Genomic DNA, 20,392 nt, shown 5'->3' with positions numbered 1-20,392 from the left:
TAGAAAATTGAGAAACCAACTCAGTGCTGATGCAGTGGATGTTCAAGAAGTCATGTTGACTGTCAGCGCCTTACAAGATATCCTGTCCAAGGACGAGAACTATCAAAGAGGGCAAGAGGAACCTAGTCCAGATCAACCTGAACAGCCTGAAGAACCTTCTAAACCTGATCAACCTGAACAACCTGCTCAACCAAAACAACCGGAAATTGAGTACGATAAGGCTATGGACAGCTTGGCAAAAGCTATCGAGAAAAAAGTCGCTGAGCTTGGATCCAACAAGGAAGCTAAGAAGCAATTGTTAGCAATTGCTGACCAAGCCATTGCTGCCATCCAAGAAGCTAAGACTCAGGAAGCAGTCAACAAAGCACTTGAAACTGCTCTCGAACAAATCAGCAAGCTCGAAGCAGCTCAGCCTGAAAAACCAGCGCAACCGGAAAATCCTGCTCAGCCTGAGAAACCTGTTCAGCCTGAAAAGCCAGCGCAACCGGAAAAACCTGCTCAACCGGAAAAGCCAGCTCAACCAGAAACTCCAGTTCAACCTGAGAAACCTGCTCAGTCTGAAAAGCCGACTCAACCGGAAAAACCAGTTCAACCGGAAACTCCAACCCAACCTGAGAAACCGGCGCAACCGGAAAAACCTGCTCAACCGGAAACTCCAGCGCAACCGGAAAAACCTGCTGAGCCTGAAAAGCCAGTTCAGCCTGAGAAACCAGTTCAACCGGAAAAACCTGCTCAACCTGAAAAACCAGCGCAACCGGAAACTCCAGCGCAACCGGAACAACCGGCGCAACCGGAAACTCCAGTTCAACCGGAAAAACCGGCTCAACCTGAAAAACCCGCTCAACCTGAAAAGCCAGTTCAACCGGAAAAACCGGCTCAACCTGAACAACCGGCGCAACCGGAAACTCCAGCGCAACCTGAGAATCCAGTTCAACCGGAAAAACCTGCTGAGCCTGAAAAACCAGCTCAGCCTGAGAAACCTGCTCAACCGGAAACTCCAGCGCAACCGGAAAAACCTGCTCAACCGGAAACTCCAGCGCAACCGGAAAAACCGGCTCAACCTGAGAAACCGGCGCAACCGGAAAAGCCAGCTCAGCCTGAAAAGCCAGCTCAGCCTGAAAAGCCGACTCAACCTGAGAAACCGGCGCAACCTGAGAAACCAATTACTTCTTCAAGTCCTGAGGAAGGGGTTAAAGACCTTGTCTTTACACTTCCAAGCTTAGAAATCGTCAATAAGGTCGTACCGTTCAAGACGATTCGTCGCGAAAACCCACAATTAGACAAAGGAAAAGAGCAAGTTCTATCAGAAGGGAAAGACGGTCTCTTAGTCGAGTATGTTGAAGTGGACGGTGACAATCGCAAGGTTCTCCAAACAGAAGCAACTCCAGCTCAAGATCGAGTGATTGAGGTAGGTAGCAAACAAAGCTCAGTTGGAACAGAAGCGCCACCAGTTGTGACTCTTCCTGAGTATGTTCTACCAAGAGAGACTGAAAAACCTGCGCCAGCCGTAACAGATAATTCATCATCAAAAGATGAAAAAGCTCCTGTTACAGCTACAGTCAAAGAAGACAAGGAAAGACTACTCCCTGCAACTGGGGAACAAGAAGCAAGTGCCTTCCTCTTCTTGGCAGCCATTACTTCTATCTTGTCTCTCCTCATCTTCCAAAAGAATTTCAAAGACTAATAACCCTCTTTGATTGATTCTTTCTAATGATTCCGTTCCCCCGTTGAGAAGACCATTTGGTCTTCTCTTTTTCTATCTGTAAAATTAAAAAACATCCACAAATATACATGGATGTTTTGGTATGACTCTATAAAATAAGATGATCATTGAGAATAGCTGTTCTCAAATCCAACCACGTTTTCAAATAAACGCTCATCCAAAAAAGAGAGTCCCTCTTGTCTTACCTCATCCGAACTACCATTATAAGTTTCTGCAAGAACTCCACAGATAAAAGATGGTGTTTCGAATTCCAATACCATGAGATCTTCTGACGTTCACAAGCCATCTTTCCTAAATCAAACTTCCCTCTTCTACACCTAGTCACTGACTACTATTTTTGAGTCCAGCGTATGCATAGGTTCGATTTCTGGGACACTCTTTTTCCGTCACCACCCTAAAATAAAAGCGATGCTCCCGCCCATCCTTGGCGTTTTCCTTGTTTAAGACAAAGTAGTTTTTCTGATTCATCGCCATAGTGCGTAGGATGTCATCGATCAAAAAAGTCAAAGGCACATTCATAGCAGAGTATTTTTGAAAATCCTCTTCAAAACGAATATAGGCTTCTGAAAAATAATCCATCTGCAGTTTGTTTTCATACAAGTCTTTTCTAGTCATACACTCCCTCCTCCCACAGTCGAATTTCGAGGACATCTACTACCTCTACCAGCCTATAGCCCTCATTGGTCCTAATAGATAGAGTTTGAGGTGATAATTCGCTTACCTCACCAATGATCGTGGTTTTATGCCTTCTTTCCTTGACTACAAAGCATCCCTTCAGTTGCCCGACATAAAGCTGTGAAAGCAAGAGCAACTTCTCAACGGGATTCAAACTCGTCGAAAAAGCAACCCGATTTCTTTCTTCACCGAGTGAACTAGTATGCTCTGAGAGGAAAAAGCCCATCCACTTCTGCATCCCTGGATCTTGATAGTCACGCGCAGATGGAAAGGGTAAATAAGAACGATCAATCATTTTAGTCCATCTAATCCTCCAGCAGAATGCCCCCCAATCAGCTTGCTTCTGGCAAGACTCCTAGAGGCTTCTTCCAGTGCATTGGCCTTTAAGAGGGAGGTAAAACCAAATTGTTCCCGAATGGCATCAATAGCCGTCTGGAGCCTTTCTTCTTTTTCTAACTTGTCAACATCATCAAAGAGGGAGATCAAGCCAAAGGACTCGTCCACAAATCCTGAATAGTTGACTCCGACACTTCTGATCGCTCCAGAAGTGTATTTATTATGAAATAGCTTCAAAACATAATCCGTTAAGATAGCTGTATTATTGGTCGGTTCGACCTTCATTTGTGTGTGAATAGACGACCTGACCTCCAGTTTAGAGAAACCAACATAGAGAGAGACAAGGGTTGTTTTCTTGCCCGCCCTTCTCAGTCTAATAGCCACCTGCTCCGCCATTTCTCGGAGAATAATTTCGATATCCCGTAGCTTCACGTAGTCTCTCGGCAAGATTTGAGAATTTCCTAACCCTTGAGACTTGGCTTTATAGGGCTTATGAACATTGCTCTCATCAATCCCGTTAGCATGAAACCACAAACGCAGGCCAGCCTGACCAAGTGTTTTCTGTAGCTGGTCTGGATTACTGGTGGCCAATTCTCTGATGGAAAAAATCCCCAGAGCATGCAAGCGTTTCTCCATCCGCCTGCCAATCCCCCAAAAGTCCGTCATCTTGGGAATGGCCCAAACCTTCTCTTCCACATCCTGGTAAGACCAGTTGGCCCTCATGGTCGGAGTGTGCTTGGCCTCATTATCCAGAGCCAACTTGGCCAGTAAGGGGTTGGCATTGGACATACCCACTGTAGAGTAGATCCCTGTCTGCCTCCAAATATCCCTCTGGATGCGAGCAGAAAGCATATCTAGCTTGTCTTTGCGAGAGATACTCTTGTCTGGGATGAAATAGTTGAGCGAACTAGTCAGATCGATAAAGCCCTCATCGATAGAGTAGGGATAAATATCATCTGGACTACCATAGTTTTGAAAGATTCGCTGGATTTCCATATTGACCGCTATGTATTCATCCATCCTAGGTGGCACAACCAAAGTCACTTGAGCCCAATCTTCGATGTAGCGAACATAGTCTAAGTCAGTAGGCAAGCCTTGCTTTCGAGCATTGTAATAGGAAAATTTGCGCGTTTTGATATCAAAAGGCAGATCATAGGCCCGGCCAACATTGGACTTGCCAAAAATCTTCTTAAACATGGGAGAGGAAGCTAATATAAGGCCAGTAGAATTATCCGCGCGACTCATGACACAAAGCGAGGTCTTCAGCGGATGCAAGCCCCGTTTCACACACTCAACGCTGGCATAAAAAGATTTCATATCGACAAAGGCAATATCACTTTTGGGCTCTCTGGAATAATCAAAGTAGCCCATAGGCTAACCCTCCATCGGCACAAAATTCCCAACAATAATCCCCACAATCCGAGGATCTTCCTCATAGGAGATGAAAATATCCTTGTATTTAGGATTGATAGAGACCAGACGCAAGCCATCTTCCTCCCGATAAACCCGTTTGATATAGGTCTGGTTGTTGCAAACCACTGCATAAACCGCCCCATCATAATCAAATCCGGTCTCTCGAATCAAAGCCACGGAACCATTTTGATATTTAGGTTCCATGGAGTCCCCAGCCACCCAGGAAGCAAAATCGTGGGCTAGTTCTTCATTAAAGTAAACGGTATCAAAATTTCTATCGTCATATACCGAAGCCCCGATCCCTGCTGACATGCGTTCATAGACACGATACTCGTAGAGGCGCTCTGGCATGGTCGCCACCTTCTGTGTTTGTTCCTCTTGAGCTAGGTTGCGAGCATAGAGCACAACCTTGTCCTTCCCTTGCTTGGAGAGGCTATTGTAGAGACGAACAATCTCGATCTGAGTGAAATATCCCTTTGCTACCTTTAAAATATTTTCTAGCTGGGCAACCTTCTCCTTGGATGGTTCCTTAATTCCACGTTCCCAAGCCGAGTAAGCCTGAAAACTGATCCCAAGTTGCTCTGCAATTTCCTTCTGTGTCAATTTTAACTCTTTTCTCCGAGCCTTGAGTTTTTCTGGTTGGTACATGATTCACCCCCTAGTGTGATGCTTTATTGAGAATATCTCTCTTAGAAAAACAAATCGACGGTTGAGCTTACACCTCTAAAACTCAACCAATTCGGTTTAGTTTTATTATATAAAAAAAGTGGACGATTGTCCACTGGGAAAATCAAATTTTAACAGACACAACTGGAAATTATGAACAAAAAACTGGACTAGACCTAGCAACTCCTACTCTAATTTTTGCAACAGCTTTACAACTTGCTGATTATCAATCCTCACATAGTAAACACCACTATCATTGACAAGTTTATCCTCTTCATACTTAGCAATCTTTACAGCATAAAGACCTCTTGGTAGGGATTGGTTGGCAAAAAATTCCTTCATGAGCCTTTCAAGATCTTTTAGATAGTCATCATACAAGAGATCTCTTTTTTCCTTCGGAACGAAATATTGAAATTCAAATGTCGGTATAAAAATCTCTTTTTGGAAAAGATATTGAGCATCCATTGGATACATCCCTTGCAGAGCTTGGCCCTTGCTTTGATTTTCCTCCAATATTTCATTATAAAGATAGATATTATCAGATTGGTTATTAAATTCAAAACCAATACCTTGATACTTCAAATCAGGAAGTTTAGGATCTTTGATTGAACTGTCCAGTGTTTTTAAAAACTCGCTGGTGCCTGGACTAACCTCAATCCCTAAATAGGCTAATTCTGGGAAAACATCATAAATTTTTTTACCATTTTTGTAATCAACCTCTGCATCTGTCTTTCCATATGTTTCACTTTTCGAAAAGCGAGTATAGTATTTAAATCGAGTTTTAGCCTGATAGGTTTTTCCAGCTATATTTTCACTGTAGGTACCGTGGATTATAAATCCTCCCACGCTTGTATAGTTTTTCTCGTATTTTTCTAACTCAAACTGTCCTGTAAGACCGTAGTTTTGATAAGAACGATGCACAGCTTGCTCAAGCTCAGTTCGACTTGCATGGGCAAACAGCCCCCACATATCCATTAGAGAAAAAATCGGACTGAACACTGTGAAGATTACCATTGGGATCACTATGGATAAGCAACCTATTAATAGCCAATTTCTTTTCTTGGCGTTTCCTTCAGATTTTTTAGCAGTTTTCTGTTTCCTTTTTAAGATTAGAATGAGCAAACCCAAAAGCACTAATACTAATAAAACCAATCTACACTCTCCTTTTACTTTTGACAGTTGTTAACAGGTGTATAGGAGACTGACAGAAATACTCATCTCACCTGCTAACTTATCCTGAATTCCATAAACTCGTCTGAAATGACGAACAATCCTTATGCCATTATACCACACGAGCGATACCGTGAGAAGACGAGAAAAGCAAAAGAAACCCACCTGAATTTGTTTCAGGTGGTTAGCTTCAAGAGACTAGAAATAGTGTCTATAAACCTTTATCTCTTTTTAGACTTCTTAACATGTTCCTTGTACATTTTTGACTTTTTCCCATACCATTCTTCGATGGTATAGCCATACTCTTCACGGTATTTCTCTTGATTTTTATTGACTGTATTCAAGTTCTCTAGCGTTACTACATTGGATTTAAAAAATGATACCAAAAATAGGCCTAGGAAAATAGGTGAAATTGGTAACAAAGCAAGCAAGAGATACGCTAGGAAATGATTAAGCCCGTGAGTAAAGAGATTGATTCCATACATCAACAACCATAAGAATAAAATCACATTCAAAAAATTTTTATAATATTCTGAGGAGAAATAATCCTTTCTAGCGCGTTGCTTTGTAACAAGGATATAGATAAGGTAAATCAGTGATAAGACAAACCCAATCCAGTAAACGATACGAACTGCTACTAGAGGGATTAAATATAAGATGGCTACAAACCAACTATAATATGTAATTACGAGCAAAAACAATTGAAAAATCTGAGTCATTAAATAGGCTTTAATGCGATTTCTTTTAGAAATAATATAAAAACAAGTAAAATGACCGCAACAAAGAAAAAATAGAAAGCCAAAGAAACTATCTGGGGGAATGAGCCCTTTTTCCACTGATGTTAGCTGTGTAACCATTGAGGTCAGTGGAATAGCTGGGTCATACCCAGCTTCACTAGCCATTCGAAATAAACTTATCGGTAAAGACGTACCAATCATAACCATAAGAGAATATAGAGATAGTCCAAAAATCGCCTTTACTAAGCTTAATCTTCGTGCTGTTTCAAGTGCATCATTAATATCTTTTTGTATCTTATCCATTTATTTTCTCCTATTACCCAAACAAGGATGAGGCCGCTTTCAGACCACCATTGAAAAAATCAGAAACATTCTTGCCCACGCTTTTGACAGTCTCCAAGCCCTGGTGGATTCCATTTCCGATAGACTCCACCGTCGATTCTACCACATCCACAGCACCATAAGCAAAATTTTTAACTCCGTCATAAACAGACTTTTTAAATTCCGGTGCGACTGCAGAAGTGATAAGATTAAACGTTCCTACACCAAGACCAATGAGAGCTCCTTCTACTGGATGTCCTCCTAGTGCTCCTGCCTTAGCTCCAAGCCACATACCATCTAAGGGACCAACGTTAGATATGGTATCAATGGTACCACCGATCACAGACTTCCCGATTTTCCCTACGGTCGTCTTGGAATTATTGTCAAACAGAAACAATATCCTTGTCCCATTATTCTTCCTCCGTACTGGATTTATAATATTGTAAGAACTCTTCTTCGCTTTGAACCAGATGCTCCTGTCCATCTTTTGAACTAGCTGCTGGAATAGTGATATCCTTGAAGATATTGGTACCTTCTGGGAAAACGAGTTTTATCATATCTATAGATGTTTGCAAATCATCATTAGATGAAAGTTTATATATATAACTTGTTTCAGGACTTTTTGAAATTATTTCCATAGATTTAGGGTATTTGCTATTTATGAGCCATTGTTTCGTATTATCTCCAAGTCTCCAAAAATGAAGGCCATTATCCCTAACAGAAAAATCATGTTCTTTAAACAACTGTGAAAAGGAATCTATCGAACCAAGTCCTATTTTAGGCGAATTCTTTTTTTGATTGTTCGGGTTAATATCTACAATCTTACCTGTTTCTAGGTCTATCAATCTATTCAGCAACTTTGATTCGTCGCTAACATCAGTAATCATATCGTCTTTTCTTCTTAATGAAATCGTCAGATATTCTTTGCCATCTATGCTGTCTATCGAATACTTATTTAATATAAAAGCAGGATAATAACTCTCATTATAATTTCTAGTGATCTCAAATACATCTAACACCTTCTTATCTAATTTTTCACCTTTAGTGTCGTAGACATTTATTTTCCAATATTCCCCCTTATCTGGATAATTTTGTTCCAGAATAGGAAAATCATCTCGCACTTCATTCCAAGCGGATTTTGCTTTGAATCGCGCCGCATAGGAAACAAGGAAACGACTACCAGCTATTCGCCCGGGAGAGCCAAACTTAGGCTTTTTATCAAGAACACTTACTTGTTGATTGACTTCCTTGTTACTATGCCAATCAACTGTGATCATTCTCCCATTTTCAATAAATTCATAATCCGTAATTTCTGTATCCACAATCCAATATTCATATTTAGATAAGTCTTGTTTTTCAAACTCTCGAATAGCAAATACAAAAAGGCTACATACACCAAGTAAAATTAGAAAGATAGCACCAATTTTTTTAGCTTTCACTTGACTATTCTCCCATCATCATATTTTTCTCTTAGACAATCATAGAACTCTTTCCCATTATACCACATGAACAATACCGTGAGAAGAGAAGAAGAGAAAAGCAAAAGAAAACCACCTGAAATGAATTCAAGTGGCGAATAGTTAGGGGAGCTCATTATAAACAGAGGCATCGTAGATCTTCTGCTGGATTCGTTTCTTTTCTGTATACTCTTGTGGTGAAACTGTATACATTTCATTAGTTTCAATGGAGCCTGCTAATTCTGTATCCATATTTTGAAAAGCTTCCGCAACCTTATTCATAAAGCCATCCAATGAATCCACTGTCTCTACCAAGTTTTCCATACAACTTTTTGCGACACCAGCACAGGACTCTAGACTACTTGTGACCGATGAGTCAATAATAGTCGACATCCCCTTTGAAATCTCATCTGTCGAAACCTTGATACTCGCCTTAATGCTTTGAATTCGCATTGGCTGAATTCGCTTAACTACCATTTTTCAACTCCTCCTTAGGTTTTAAGACACTGATAAACTCTTCATAAGAGTGAACCACATGGTCTTTCCCATCCTTGGTCACTTCTCCATAAACCGTCAAATTGTCAAACAAGCCTCGGTCTTTAGGGATTAAGAGACTGTATATATCCGATAGCAGTTTAACATCAGTCTCGTTAGTCAAGAAATAGAGTTCACCTTTTTTCTTAGTCATCAAGTCATAGGCTGCTGGATACTCCTCCTTCAAGCGCCAGTCTGAAGACTGTTCAATCACAGATTGAGGAAGACGAATTGAAGAACTGATATTCCTAAGAGCTTCCGAATAATAGTCTTTTAGACTCGTAGATTGTCTAAATATGTCAACATTCCTGTTCTCTAGAGGTTCTCCGGCATCCTTAGGAATGTCTTCTAGTTTACCTGTTGCCATGTTAAAAAGAACTTCCTTACGGTCGTCGCCCCCCGTTTTCTGTAGTACTACTGTGCGGTATTCCTGGTCATGATAATCATAAAAATGAGTATAGGCACTTGAAACCGGGAAATAAGAAGCATCATAATCTGAAATAGCCTTTAAAAGGTCATACTCCTTGCGAGGCAAATCATCCTGACTGGTATCATAAACCTGAATCTTCCAATACTCCCCCCAACTTAGATTGTTCACGTCAAAGCGATTATCTCCCGATTTATAGATTAAACGGATACTTTCTGTGGCTATATATCGTCGGCCATGAATTACTAAACTATAGTCAATCGGCTCATCCTTATTTTTCTTACCATTACTATTGCTGGTCTCTTTCCAAGAAATGACCAACCCCTGTCTATTGGCGATAAACTCATAAGATGCTGGCTCTACTTCAAGAGACCAGACTTTGTAACGTTCATGCGTCAAATAACGATACAAAGGATAGGCTCCCGTAACTACAACCAGGAGGCTTAACAGTCCCAGAATGAGTAGTATCTTTTTCCTATATTGTTTCATTGAGCTCCTCCTGAGTATTTACTATTTAGATAGAGCTGGTATTCCTCATAACCAAGCTTCACATTTTGGTCAGTTGAAATCGGTAGTTTCTCCAATACATTTTTATATGTTTCCAACTGGTCCGCTGTCATATTAACTAGAGAAAGATCGGTCTCCTCTCCCAAGAGATACTTACTCATTTCTGGTGATACAGAATTTGAGTTAAGTTGATTTTCTTGCTCTATTGCTGCTTCGATAATTTTCTTGGCATCATTTTCATTGCTCCCCACCTTGTAATGGCTGGACGATTTCGCATATTCAACATAAGGGACAAGCCCCTCATTATCCATCTCTTTCAAACGGAGAGCTGTATAAAAATTATGTGTTCTCATGCGAGAAATTGCGACTGAACCCTTCCCATCTTTCTGGAAAAGATAAGTATTCCCTCGATTTAAAAAGTCATCTACCATCGAGATACGTGTCTTTTCTTTTTCCAAGTCATATCCCTTTAACTGATCGACATACTTCAAATATGCTTGTATGGTTGCTGTTGGTAATTGAATACCCATATTATATGAACCCGTCTTCGTAAAACCACCTTTAATAACATTCCCCTTAACCGTTATATCCTTATCAATCGCAGAAAAGAGCTCTTTACTGAATTCTTTAGAATCACTAGTAAGTAAGGAATCAATCATCGAGACGATAGGAACTGCTTCAGGTATGAAAGTACCAACCAGTGCATAAGTTACAGCTCTACCCATTGCAGCACGCATATCTTTATTCGCTTCTTCGCGAGATTTCTCAAGTTCACCGATCCGAGCTTGTTTCTCTGCCATATTATTTCCAATAGCGGTTGCGTATTCTTCCATTTTGTAAACCTTGGTTTCGGTTGTATTGCTAATACTCGTTGGATAGGAGTAGCCACCTATATTCATTTCCAAGGTTGTTTTCTTTGTATCAACCGTATTCTTAAATGAAAATGTTGCATCCGATATATCTGAAATTGAAACTTTTGTTCTCGTTTCGGTGACATATAGTTTGTCACCAACTGCTAATTTTCCTTTTTTTGTTTCTGTCCGTCCAATCTCCATTACGTAAAGAGATTCCATTAAACTAACAAACTTATCCGTTAAAGCAAGGTGCTTATTATATGCCGCCATCTGGTTGCTCTGTACAGTGCCGTCTTTAGCATATTGAACTTCCATAACCTTTTCAAGAGTATCACCTAGCCTAACTCCAGCCTTTTGAAACTCTAGCAAAAATGGTTGGTTAGCAGAAAAATCCCGATTCCCCATAGCGTCTAAAAGATGGTTCAGAGTGGCTGCATCTCCTGATTCAATCCACTCCATCATCTCCTGAGCACCAATACTGTAAAATCCTTCACTAAGATCCCCAGGTTTTTCGTTTAATATGTCTCCTGGCTTTTTATTAAGTATTGCACCTAAAGCACGTCCATCTGCTTCTGTTTGAATACTATCCAAATAACTGATTTTTTTCTTAGTAAGACTACCGTTTTTAATACCTTTTAAAATACTAAAAGCTGGGATATTGCAAATTGCACTAGCATTTTTAATTTTAGTCTGTAAATTTTTTAGTTCTGCTTCTGCTTCCGTAGTGTCTTTTGATAAGGTATCATGTGCTTGTTGCAAGGCGTTATGGGTATCACGACGTGCTGTCGCTGCACTAGCTAGATCATCTCCCGAAGTTGTTTTTATATCTGTTAAGTCTTCTGATTCAATCCCTAGTTCAGCAGTAGCATCGTTTAATAGCGTTTGAAGATTATCGACTTTTGTTTTGATCTTCTCATATTGTTCCGAGTCCACGCCATCTAATTTTTTATATACAGAATCATTACCAGTTTGTTGAGTCCATGCTTTTGTTTTAAAACCAGCACCTGTTGCGGATTCTTCAAATTTTGATAAAGCTGTAGAAAAATGGGTAATCGTTGTAGGAAACTCGTTAAATACCTGCTTCTGCAACGTATTTAATCGAGCAAAGAATGCATTAACTGCTTCTCCTTGATCCTCTGAATCACCTGTTTTCCCCGCTTTCTCATTAAATGTACGCATCGTTTGTTGAGAAGCTGAGTCGACACCTTTTGAAAATTCTTGAACGGCCGAACTATAACGAGCTATCGCTGGTAAGTCATGTACTTTTATAATATCACTCATACTTTACTCCTCCGTTGTTAGACTTTTTTGAATTTCTAACCAACTAATACTAAGGCTAATCCCCGACTTCTCTGTCTCTAATTCAGAAATTTTCTGAGTCAATTTGGCCACTACGTCATCACTCTTCGCAGAAAGCTTTTGTTTAGCTGTTTTTAGTATCGTTTCTTCATTGTTAGTTTCATTCAAATAAGGTGTTCCTGCTAAATAATAGGTCGTTTCAATATTGTCATTGCTCGTCAACACATATTCTATATCCGTCGAAAAATCTGTTAGTGCTTTTTTACAGCCTTCTAACCGACTAATTTGGCTATTTAAATCAGTGATTTCTCCACGTTTAGCATCTATCTGAGCTTGTATTGCTGCTTTTCCCATTTCTCCTCCTTATACCATTAATACTTTCATTTTACTTGCCAACCCATCGGCCACATAGTAATGTTCTTGTTCTTCCAACTGTGACTCTCGGACAGGTCTGTTGATCACTGTCAGAACTGATTGATCGCTTAAGCGAAGTGCTAAAATAGCCTGCTTATAAGAACGAGCAGTTTTTGAGATTACATCGATATGCTTGGTGATTAGTGGCGAACTCATTACAATTGAACCATATCCAGCTCGTATTCCTTTATCTAGGACATAAGCCAACGTATCAAGTGCTTCTGAGTTTAATTCACTCACCAATTCAATTAAATTGTAGACAACTACTGTTGCTACGTGTTCTCTTTCGTTTTGCTCTAAACGCTCATTAATTCGCTTCTCTATACTTGCGATAGCACTTAGATAGTCTTCAGAGTTACTAATAATCGTCACACCTTCCATTTCAGGTAGGCTATGATACTTCGGTGCCAAGACGATGACCTTCTGTTTCCCTTTGGCAATGTGTTTCACCAAGGCCGTCATCTGCTCTTCTTTATCTGTTAGGTAGAGAAGATTGCCTTTAGCCAGGTTCCATATAACAGGTTCAACTGTCTCCAAGTCAAGTCCTAATGGCACGAGTCCGTTTTCATAAGCAGTCTGCACGCTTGCTCGGCTATAGAAGTCTTTCTCGGTCAACTCCTCTGGCACCATCGGGATGGCACTTGGGCGTTGTCCTGTCCAAGCTTCTTGGAGGGAAGCGACTTCCTGACGTAGGTTGTTGAGGACTTGGGTGTCGTTGGCTCCATAAACTGGGAGTGCCAGCTGGATGACATCCACCTCTTCACGCTTCATAAGAGCCCGTCCCTTGATGTCTTCCATAGTCATAGCGAGTGGTGTAGAGCCCACGATGGCCCGCACTTCACCTGCCTCATTTTGTGGTAGGCTCAACTGGTGCTTGAAGTTTGAGTAGAGTTGAGCACGAAGGTTAGTCTGACGTCCGGCTGTCATCAAGAGGTGAACCCCGATACTGAGACCTTCACGAGAGATACGCACCAAGAGCTTGAAGAGTTCCGCCTCATAGGCTTCTTCCTTGAAGGCTTCATAGCTATCTAAGAGGATGACAATTGCCGGCTCTTCCTGACCACTAGCCTGACGGTAGAGTTCTAAGGTCCCAACTCCATAGTCCGCAAGCAGTTTCTTACGACGGTTGAGTTCTTTCTCCATGATTCGTACAAACTTAGAGATCTTCTCCGTTTGGTCCAGAAGCATGGTATCCGCCACCTGTGGAAGCTTAGACAATGGAGCCAAACCATTGGTCCCAAAGTCCATCAAGTACATGGTAAGATCCTTGGGACTGTACTCTCTCGCCAAGTCCATGGCTGCGGTTTGCAAGAAGGTCGTCTTTCCTGTACCCGGACTTCCGTAGAGGAGGATATGACCATCCTTGGAGAGATTGATAGAGACAGCTTCCTGCTTCTGGGCCTGCGGAATATCCGCCATCCCCAAGAGGACAGAGAGTGGTTTCTCTTGTGTCCAGGCTACTGTCGGTTGCACTTCTTCCAGCTCGTCTAGCGTAATGCGCTCCTTAAGTGGTGGCAACCATGGCTGTGGTACTGGAGGAATTTCTTGTTCTTCACACAAGAGCTGGATATGGTGCACTATCGCATCCAACTCTGTCGGAACTTCCTTGATCTCATCCACATCTTCTAAGCCTGATAGGTCTTCATTCAAGATCTCATATTGGCCCAATTCATTGATCAGGTAGATGGTGTGGTCCTCAATCCCCATATCGTCCTTGTCCGGCTGGTAATCCGCGCCTGACCAGGCAGACTGGAAGAGCTCATAGACTTCATTATTTCCGACTTGCAGATAGGCACGACCTGTCTGGGTGATCTCGGCCGCGTCCGGTGTATGAAGCATTTCATTCGAGTCCGAACGATCCGCCACCTTAAGGGCAATCTTAAAGCGTGAGTTAGACCAGATCTGGTCATCCACCACACCTGATGGCTTTTGAGTAGCTAGGATCAAGTGGACCCCGAGTGAACGCCCGACACGCGCGATGGATACCAGCTCCTTGATAAAGTCTGGCTGGTTAACCTTGAGCTCTGCGAACTCATCTGAGATGAGAAAGAGGTGAGGGAGTGGTTCTGTCGCTTCTCCGTTTTTAAATTTCTTCTGGTATTGATTGATATGGTTGACTTCGAACTCTCCAAAGAGTCGTTCACGACGATGGATCTCCGCATTGATCGAAGCCAGAGCCCGCATGGATTGGGCACCATCCAAGTTGGTAATGGTTCCCAAGAGATGGGGCAGGTTTTTAAAGAGATTGGCCATCCCACCACCCTTGTAGTCAATCAGCAAGAAAGCCACATCATGAGGGTGGAAGTTAACAGCGAGGGATAGGATATTTTTTTGTAAATAGCAGAGCAGATAAACAAGCGAAAAATATAGAATTTTCAAGGTACTAGAAGGAAAATTTCCTTATCCCATTATACCATATGAGTGTTACCGTGAGAAGATGAGGAAAGCAAAAGAAAACCACCTGAAATAAAATCAGGTGATTAATGAAATTTTGCAGTTAGTTGAAGAAACTTTCAATCCAACCACTTATATTGTTTAACAATATTCCTAGCTGACCAATAAGTCCATCCATCTCCAAAGCTTTATTCTCATACTCATTAATTTTTATGAGTAACTCATCAATATTCTCGTCCATGGCCTTAATACTAGAATCAAAATATGAAATCAGATTACCTGCGGGGGTAACAAATTTCGTATCATGCAAATTTCCAGTCCAGGAATCATCATGTTCATCTTTTTTAGAAGCTACAGCTTTTTTTTGCTTAACAAACTCACTTTTAATTTTCCTTAATTCGTCATATATTTCCTTGACTTTTTTTGCCTCTTCTAAGTAACCTTCTTTTTTTGATTGAGCTGAACTAATCTGCGATTGAATTGCAGCTTGTTGACTAGCGTTTGACATAATTCCTCCTCTTAAATTTACTATTTATAAAATTCATTCAATAGAAATACCATTGTCAACAAGATGGGTGCTAAAATTAATGTTGCCATACATATCCATACTTGACGCTTATACACCACTTCCATACCACTGTATCTCTCAACAAAAGACTCTTTGGGACAAGCAGGGTTATACCAAACAGTCATCTTTGAGCCCTTTGGAAAAGCATCTTCCAAAACACGTGTAACAGAAACGACAGAATTTCTATAAATTGTTATCTTTTGAGCTAATAACTCCGATCTAGAAGTGGCTTGTACACTCTTCCAAGGAACTGATATGAGAATGACTCTATGGTAGTCCAGATTTCGTTGATAAGTACGCCCATCAACTTTATATTCAACAATTGGAGGACCTGCTGGTTTTGAATACTTGTATCCTACTACAACTCCCTCAACACATGCAGTAGATAAATTTTTTATCCTTAGTTCTCTTTTGTAAAAATAACGGAAAAAGAAAAGTACAGATGAACAGAGTAATAAAACTCCAAATAGCAACAAAAAATAAAGCTTTAAATCTGACATATAGTTCTCCTACTTCATTTGAATATCTGATATACTTAGGTTCATTTTTCTTTCGTCTACAATCTTTGTAACAATCGATTTCTGTTCAGTTGTTAAAGGAAGTAAGAAAATTGTTGCAGATTGTGTAGGCAGCTCCCCGCTTTCAGAAATCTTGTATTCAACTAATTCATTTTGGTAGATTTGCTGTCCCGCATAACTCCAACTAATTTTAAATTTAGCATCATGATTAATGTCAGTATCCGTCTTGTTTAATATCATAAATACTGCATACTCCTGCTCATTAAATGTATATGTACTACCAGAATAGTATAGAGTAACTTCTCCTTGATTACCTACCTCAGGATGTTCTTCAATTAATTTCTTTCCAAACTCTATTAATTCCGAAGTTTTACCTTCATATTGTGGTGCTACTACAAATTTTAATTTTTTCTCCTCCTTGACAATCGTCTCATTTTTATTAGCCTCTTTATCTTTAATCCCATTAGAGCAACCTCCAAGTATTAACAATAAAATTATAACAAACAGCTTCTTCATTTTTTCACCTTTCTATTCAAAATCCAATTAATTCCTTTTCCTATTTTCATTTCTAACTCCTTAATATTATTCGTATTTAATTATATCATACGAAACTTATAATAGAAAAACTCACCTGAAATAAATTCAGGTGATTTGTGTAATTATGGAAAATCATTATATTGACTCTCTGCGATTTCAACCATTTTCCTACGATTATGACGTTCCTTAGAATCTTTTCCGCCTTGGATATAACGTTCTCTACGCTCTGCTCGTGACTCAGGAGCTTTCGTATACATATTCTGACCGATGGACTGAGCCATATTCGCATCTGCGCTTCGAAAGGCCTCACCAACCGCCCCAAGATACTCATCTAAGGAACTAATCGTCTCCACCATTTCCTTAGAGAGTTTCTTAATACCATCTGTCGCAGCTTCTATCTTTTCCGTCGCACTTGAAGAAATGAGGTCCGAAACGTTATGTTCTAACTCACCACTCATATCTTTAAATGCACCATTCACCCGGCTGAGATTATCCGGATTAATTTTCTTATTACTCACTCTTTATCACTCCCGTCTGGTCTATAGTAGTCTATATTTCTAAGGGCAGGATGTTGCTCCAACCAAGCATTCGCCTCTTGGCTGTTACGAATCTGAACATCGGAGGCTTCCCCATCATCATTACGTCCATAAACTGTTAGAAGGTCTTCTCCCTTGGGGGCGAACCAGTGTAACAAGGTGTCAAAGCACTCATCCGGTGTGACCTTATCTGTACGGACATAAAGCGACCAATTCTGATTGATGAGTTTATCTTCGATGTCTGGATAAAGACTGTAGAGGTTGATGTTAGGGTCTGGGACCTGCCCTTCAGACCTAGTTGTGACGATCTCATTCAAAGGACCAATATAACCCTTAGAGTCTATAACCTTATTGAAGTTTGTTATTCTTGCAGTAGCGCTTATATCAGAGTCCCTTCCAAACTTTGTGTCTTTTGGAAGATCCACTACTTCTTCCGTCTCCAAATTGAGATAGACTGTTTTGTAACTTCGATTCTCTTCATCGGTTAAATCTACAATTTCTAACCCAAAGTAGTGAGTATCCCCAACGTAATACGAGCCAATCAGTCTTGTAGGAACGCTTTTCTGATTGTAGCTTCGCACTGCCTGAAAAAGGTCAATCTTTCGTTCAGGCAAGCCCTCCTCGTCTAAATTATACAAAATCAAGTTCCGATACTCTCCCTCCATCTGGAGATGAGGTAGGGTATGTAGCTTTTTTTCATCCTCTACTATAAAGGTCTTATACTCATCTGTGATCGCATATGTTTTACTGACAAATAAACTCCCTTTATTGCTAGGCGCAAGGACATATTGGTTCTTATCTCCAAATAGTTGAAAGTCTGATTTTCCCATAGCAGTTCGCATTCTATACTCTAGTTCTTTTGGGGGTTGACTGGGCTTCAAAAGAAGAAAGAAACAAGATCCTGTTACGACTAAGAGGCTTAAAACTCCCAGAATGATTAGTATTTTTTTCCTATATTGTTTCATTGACTTCCTCCTGAGTATTTGTTGTTTGTATCTGATGAACAAAGATTATAAACTCTTAACCCATTATACCATATGCGTGACACTGTGAGAAGATGAGAAAAGCAAAAGAAACTCACCTGAATTAAATTCAGGTGAGTTCAGATAGTTATGGAAAATCTTTGTATTGACTCTCTGCGATTTCAACCATTTTCCTACGATTATGACGTTCCTTGGAATCTTTTCCGCCTTGGATATATCGTTCTCTACGCTCCGCTCGTGACTCAGGAGCTTTCGTATACATATTCTGACCGATGGACTGAGCCATACTCGCATCTGCGCTTCGAAAGGCTTCACCAACCGCCCCAAGATACTCATCTAAGGAACTAATCGTCTCCACCATTTCCTTAGAGAGTTTCTTAATACCATCTGTCGCAGCTTCTATCTTTTCCGTCGCACTTGAAGAAATGAGGTCCGAAACGTTATGTTCTAACTCACCACTCATATCTTTAAATGCACCATTCACCCGGCTGAGATTATCCGGATTAATTTTCTTATTACTCATCGGCTGTCTCCCATGTCTACTTTATAAAGGTTTTTTAGAGCTGGATGCTGCTCCAACCAGGCATTCGCCTCTTGGCTGTTACGAATCTGAACATCTGAGGCTTCCCCATCATCATTCAGTCCATAAACGGTTAGAAGGTCTTCTCCCTTGGGGGCGAACCAATGTAACAAGGTGTCAAACCACTCATCCGGTGTAACCTTATCTGGACGGATATAAAGCGACCAATCCTGATTGATAAGTTTATCTTTTAGGTCCGGATAAAGACTATAGAGATTGATATTAGGGTCTGGGACTTGCCCTTCAGAGCCAGTTACACCAATCTCATTCGAAGGATCAAAATAACCTAGACTCCTTAAAACCTTATTATAATTAGTTACTTGCGCTATATCACTTATGTCATAGTCCCTTCCAAACTTTGTATCTTTTGGAAGTTCCACCACTTCTTCCGTCTCCACATTGAGATAGACATCTTTGTAAATTCGATTCTCTTCATCCGATAAATCACCAATTCTCAACCTAAAATAGTGAGTACCCTCAACATAATAGGAGTCAATTAGATTAATAGGAATACTTTTCTGATTGTAGCTTCGCACTGCCTGATATAGGTCAATCTTTCGCTCAGGCAAGCCCTCCTTGTCTAAATTATACAAAATCAAGTTCCAATACTCTCCCTCCATCTGGAGATGAGGTAGGGTATGTAGCTTTTTTTCATCCTCTACTATAAAAGTCTTGTACTCATCTGTGATCGCATATGTTTTACTGACAAATAAACTCCCTTTATTGCTAGGCGCAAGGACGTATTGACTCTTATCTCCAAATAGTTGAAAGTCTGATTTTTCCATGGCAGTTCGCATTCTATACTCTGGTTCTTTTGGGGGTTGACTGGGCTTCAAAAGAAGAAAGAAACAAGATCCCGTTATGACTAGAAAAAGAAGAAGGAGGGACCAGACAACTTTCCGATTCCTAAATACCTGTTTGTTCACTATTAGTTACCTCCTATTCCAACTAAGTGATTGAAATAAAGACCCTCCGCCTTACTATAATCATCATAGGTAAAATTATAATCTTTAATATCCTGTGTTACATTTTGGAATTCATTCAATCCTTTTACGAGCTTTTCTCCACCCAGTTGCTCAGGAGAAATGCTGCCATCCCCACTGAAAAGAGCTTTCACTTCCTCTGTATAGTCCCCAGATGGTTCAATCGCATTCAATTTTCTTTCTAGTTTATCTAAATCATCAACTGCTTTTGCTACATTATTTGGGTTTTGCTCTAAAATCCGACGGAAATAATAACCTCGTAAACCATTTTGCTGGAGGTCTGCCATCCGAAGATTGGCCTCAAAGTCATAACGAGATTGACCAGAAATATGCTTATAGCTATTTCCTTCTTTTATTGCTGTAGCACCTGTATCCATTTCTTGATTTAAAAGATCGTTATCCATTTTTTCCAACTCTGATTGAATCTTTTGAGCTTTCTCAAAATGTTCTAAGAAACCACCAGCAACATGTGAACTAGCTTTTTTTATATTCTTATATTTTTTAAAATCAGTTTCACTCAGTGCCTTTGTACCATTTTTAGCTATAGCATCAAATATGTTTTTCTCCTCTTTGGTTGCTGCTGCTGCTTCTACCATATTCCAAAAGAAACCTGCAGCCGGGTTCATAGATACAATGTTCTTAGTTGTATTATAAGCCGATTCCAGCCATAAACGGTCTTTTTGCTTTCTAAGTTCTTCCATTTTATCTAATTTTTTAAGCTGATCCTGCTCCTTATAACTACTTACACTAATCGTTTCAG

21 protein-coding genes and 2 pseudogenes are annotated in these 20,392 nt (G+C 40.3%); 1 reads left to right on the top strand and 22 read right to left on the bottom strand.

Annotation, left to right across the window (positions count from 1 at the left end):
- On the top strand, positions 1–1,684 hold a 1,684-nt coding region (locus tag HMPREF0849_RS08360; protein WP_156798288.1), incomplete at its 5' end, for an LPXTG cell wall anchor domain-containing protein.
- 143 nt (positions 1,685–1,827) lie between these two features.
- Here HMPREF0849_RS08360 and HMPREF0849_RS08355 read toward each other — a convergent pair.
- From HMPREF0849_RS08355 to HMPREF0849_RS10490, 22 genes and pseudogenes are all read right to left on the bottom strand, one after another.
- A complete protein-coding gene (locus HMPREF0849_RS08355) occupies positions 1,828–1,983 on the bottom strand; it encodes a hypothetical protein (RefSeq protein WP_000242235.1) in 156 nt (51 codons plus the stop codon).
- Between the two features lie 61 nt (positions 1,984–2,044).
- Positions 2,045–2,338, bottom strand: coding sequence for a DUF5960 family protein (locus HMPREF0849_RS08350; RefSeq protein ID WP_000196988.1), 294 nt, complete (start codon positions 2,336–2,338; stop codon positions 2,045–2,047).
- Entirely contained in the window at positions 2,331–2,693 is a 363-nt protein-coding gene (locus HMPREF0849_RS08345; protein ID WP_000567204.1) for a hypothetical protein, read from the bottom strand. The genes HMPREF0849_RS08350 and HMPREF0849_RS08345 overlap by 8 nt, the downstream gene beginning before the upstream one ends.
- The gene (locus HMPREF0849_RS08340) at positions 2,690–4,105 is read right to left on the bottom strand and encodes a Y-family DNA polymerase (protein WP_000540275.1); all 1,416 of its coding nucleotides are present in this window, start codon (positions 4,103–4,105) and stop codon (positions 2,690–2,692) included. Before HMPREF0849_RS08340 ends, HMPREF0849_RS08345 begins: the two co-directional genes overlap by 4 nt.
- A gap of 3 nt (positions 4,106–4,108) precedes the next feature.
- The gene (locus HMPREF0849_RS08335; protein WP_000284670.1) at positions 4,109–4,795 is read right to left on the bottom strand and encodes an XRE family transcriptional regulator; all 687 of its coding nucleotides are present in this window, start codon (positions 4,793–4,795) and stop codon (positions 4,109–4,111) included.
- Positions 4,796–4,999: 204 nt separating this feature from the next.
- The gene (locus HMPREF0849_RS08330; RefSeq protein WP_000243694.1) at positions 5,000–5,965 is read right to left on the bottom strand and encodes a hypothetical protein; all 966 of its coding nucleotides are present in this window, start codon (positions 5,963–5,965) and stop codon (positions 5,000–5,002) included.
- Positions 5,966–6,204: 239 nt separating this feature from the next.
- On the bottom strand, positions 6,205–7,023 hold the full coding sequence (locus tag HMPREF0849_RS08325) for a hypothetical protein (protein ID WP_000357944.1): 819 nt from the start codon (positions 7,021–7,023) through the stop codon (positions 6,205–6,207).
- 13 nt (positions 7,024–7,036) lie between these two features.
- Positions 7,037–7,438: a hypothetical protein gene (locus HMPREF0849_RS08320; RefSeq protein ID WP_033605410.1), complete on the bottom strand. Its 402-nt coding sequence runs from the start codon at positions 7,436–7,438 to the stop codon at positions 7,037–7,039.
- A 13-nt stretch (positions 7,439–7,451) separates the two neighbouring features.
- The gene (locus HMPREF0849_RS08315; RefSeq protein WP_000644799.1) at positions 7,452–8,480 is read right to left on the bottom strand and encodes a hypothetical protein; all 1,029 of its coding nucleotides are present in this window, start codon (positions 8,478–8,480) and stop codon (positions 7,452–7,454) included.
- Positions 8,481–8,621: 141 nt separating this feature from the next.
- The gene (locus HMPREF0849_RS10065; protein WP_000260585.1) at positions 8,622–8,975 is read right to left on the bottom strand and encodes a hypothetical protein; all 354 of its coding nucleotides are present in this window, start codon (positions 8,973–8,975) and stop codon (positions 8,622–8,624) included.
- Entirely contained in the window at positions 8,965–9,948 is a 984-nt protein-coding gene (locus tag HMPREF0849_RS08305; RefSeq protein WP_000816352.1) for a hypothetical protein, read from the bottom strand. The genes HMPREF0849_RS10065 and HMPREF0849_RS08305 overlap by 11 nt, the downstream gene beginning before the upstream one ends.
- Entirely contained in the window at positions 9,945–12,101 is a 2,157-nt protein-coding gene (locus tag HMPREF0849_RS08300) for a hypothetical protein (protein WP_001279979.1), read from the bottom strand. Before HMPREF0849_RS08300 ends, HMPREF0849_RS08305 begins: the two co-directional genes overlap by 4 nt.
- Positions 12,102–12,104: 3 nt before the next feature.
- The gene (locus tag HMPREF0849_RS08295; RefSeq protein ID WP_000513530.1) at positions 12,105–12,473 is read right to left on the bottom strand and encodes a DUF5082 family protein; all 369 of its coding nucleotides are present in this window, start codon (positions 12,471–12,473) and stop codon (positions 12,105–12,107) included.
- 9 nt (positions 12,474–12,482) lie between these two features.
- Positions 12,483–14,870: pseudogene (gene essC / locus HMPREF0849_RS08290) on the bottom strand (type VII secretion protein EssC); the annotation flags it as partial.
- A gap of 160 nt (positions 14,871–15,030) precedes the next feature.
- A complete protein-coding gene (locus HMPREF0849_RS08285) occupies positions 15,031–15,435 on the bottom strand; it encodes a DUF5082 family protein (RefSeq protein WP_000063631.1) in 405 nt (134 codons plus the stop codon).
- 20 nt (positions 15,436–15,455) lie between these two features.
- A complete protein-coding gene (locus HMPREF0849_RS08280) occupies positions 15,456–15,995 on the bottom strand; it encodes a DUF3592 domain-containing protein (RefSeq protein WP_001281572.1) in 540 nt (179 codons plus the stop codon).
- 9 nt (positions 15,996–16,004) lie between these two features.
- A complete protein-coding gene (locus HMPREF0849_RS08275) occupies positions 16,005–16,529 on the bottom strand; it encodes a hypothetical protein (protein WP_000732923.1) in 525 nt (174 codons plus the stop codon).
- A 143-nt stretch (positions 16,530–16,672) separates the two neighbouring features.
- Positions 16,673–17,068 (bottom strand): hypothetical protein, encoded by a 396-nt coding sequence (locus HMPREF0849_RS08270; RefSeq protein ID WP_000066276.1) that lies wholly within the window; start codon positions 17,066–17,068, stop codon positions 16,673–16,675.
- A complete protein-coding gene (locus HMPREF0849_RS08265) occupies positions 17,065–18,051 on the bottom strand; it encodes a hypothetical protein (protein ID WP_000816348.1) in 987 nt (328 codons plus the stop codon). Before HMPREF0849_RS08265 ends, HMPREF0849_RS08270 begins: the two co-directional genes overlap by 4 nt.
- A 145-nt stretch (positions 18,052–18,196) precedes the next feature.
- Positions 18,197–18,592, bottom strand: a complete 396-nt coding sequence (locus HMPREF0849_RS08260; protein ID WP_000066277.1) for a hypothetical protein — start codon at positions 18,590–18,592, stop codon at positions 18,197–18,199.
- Positions 18,589–19,575: a hypothetical protein gene (locus HMPREF0849_RS08255; RefSeq protein WP_001041882.1), complete on the bottom strand. Its 987-nt coding sequence runs from the start codon at positions 19,573–19,575 to the stop codon at positions 18,589–18,591. Before HMPREF0849_RS08255 ends, HMPREF0849_RS08260 begins: the two co-directional genes overlap by 4 nt.
- A gap of 2 nt (positions 19,576–19,577) precedes the next feature.
- Positions 19,578–20,392 (bottom strand): annotated as a pseudogene (locus tag HMPREF0849_RS10490) (hypothetical protein); the annotation flags it as partial.

It is taken from the genome of Streptococcus sp. C300, assembly GCF_000187645.1.
Lineage (GTDB): Bacteria > Bacillota > Bacilli > Lactobacillales > Streptococcaceae > Streptococcus > Streptococcus oralis_CQ.
Note: the sequence above shows the minus strand (reverse complement) of the source record. Positions and strands in the feature narration are given on the sequence as shown.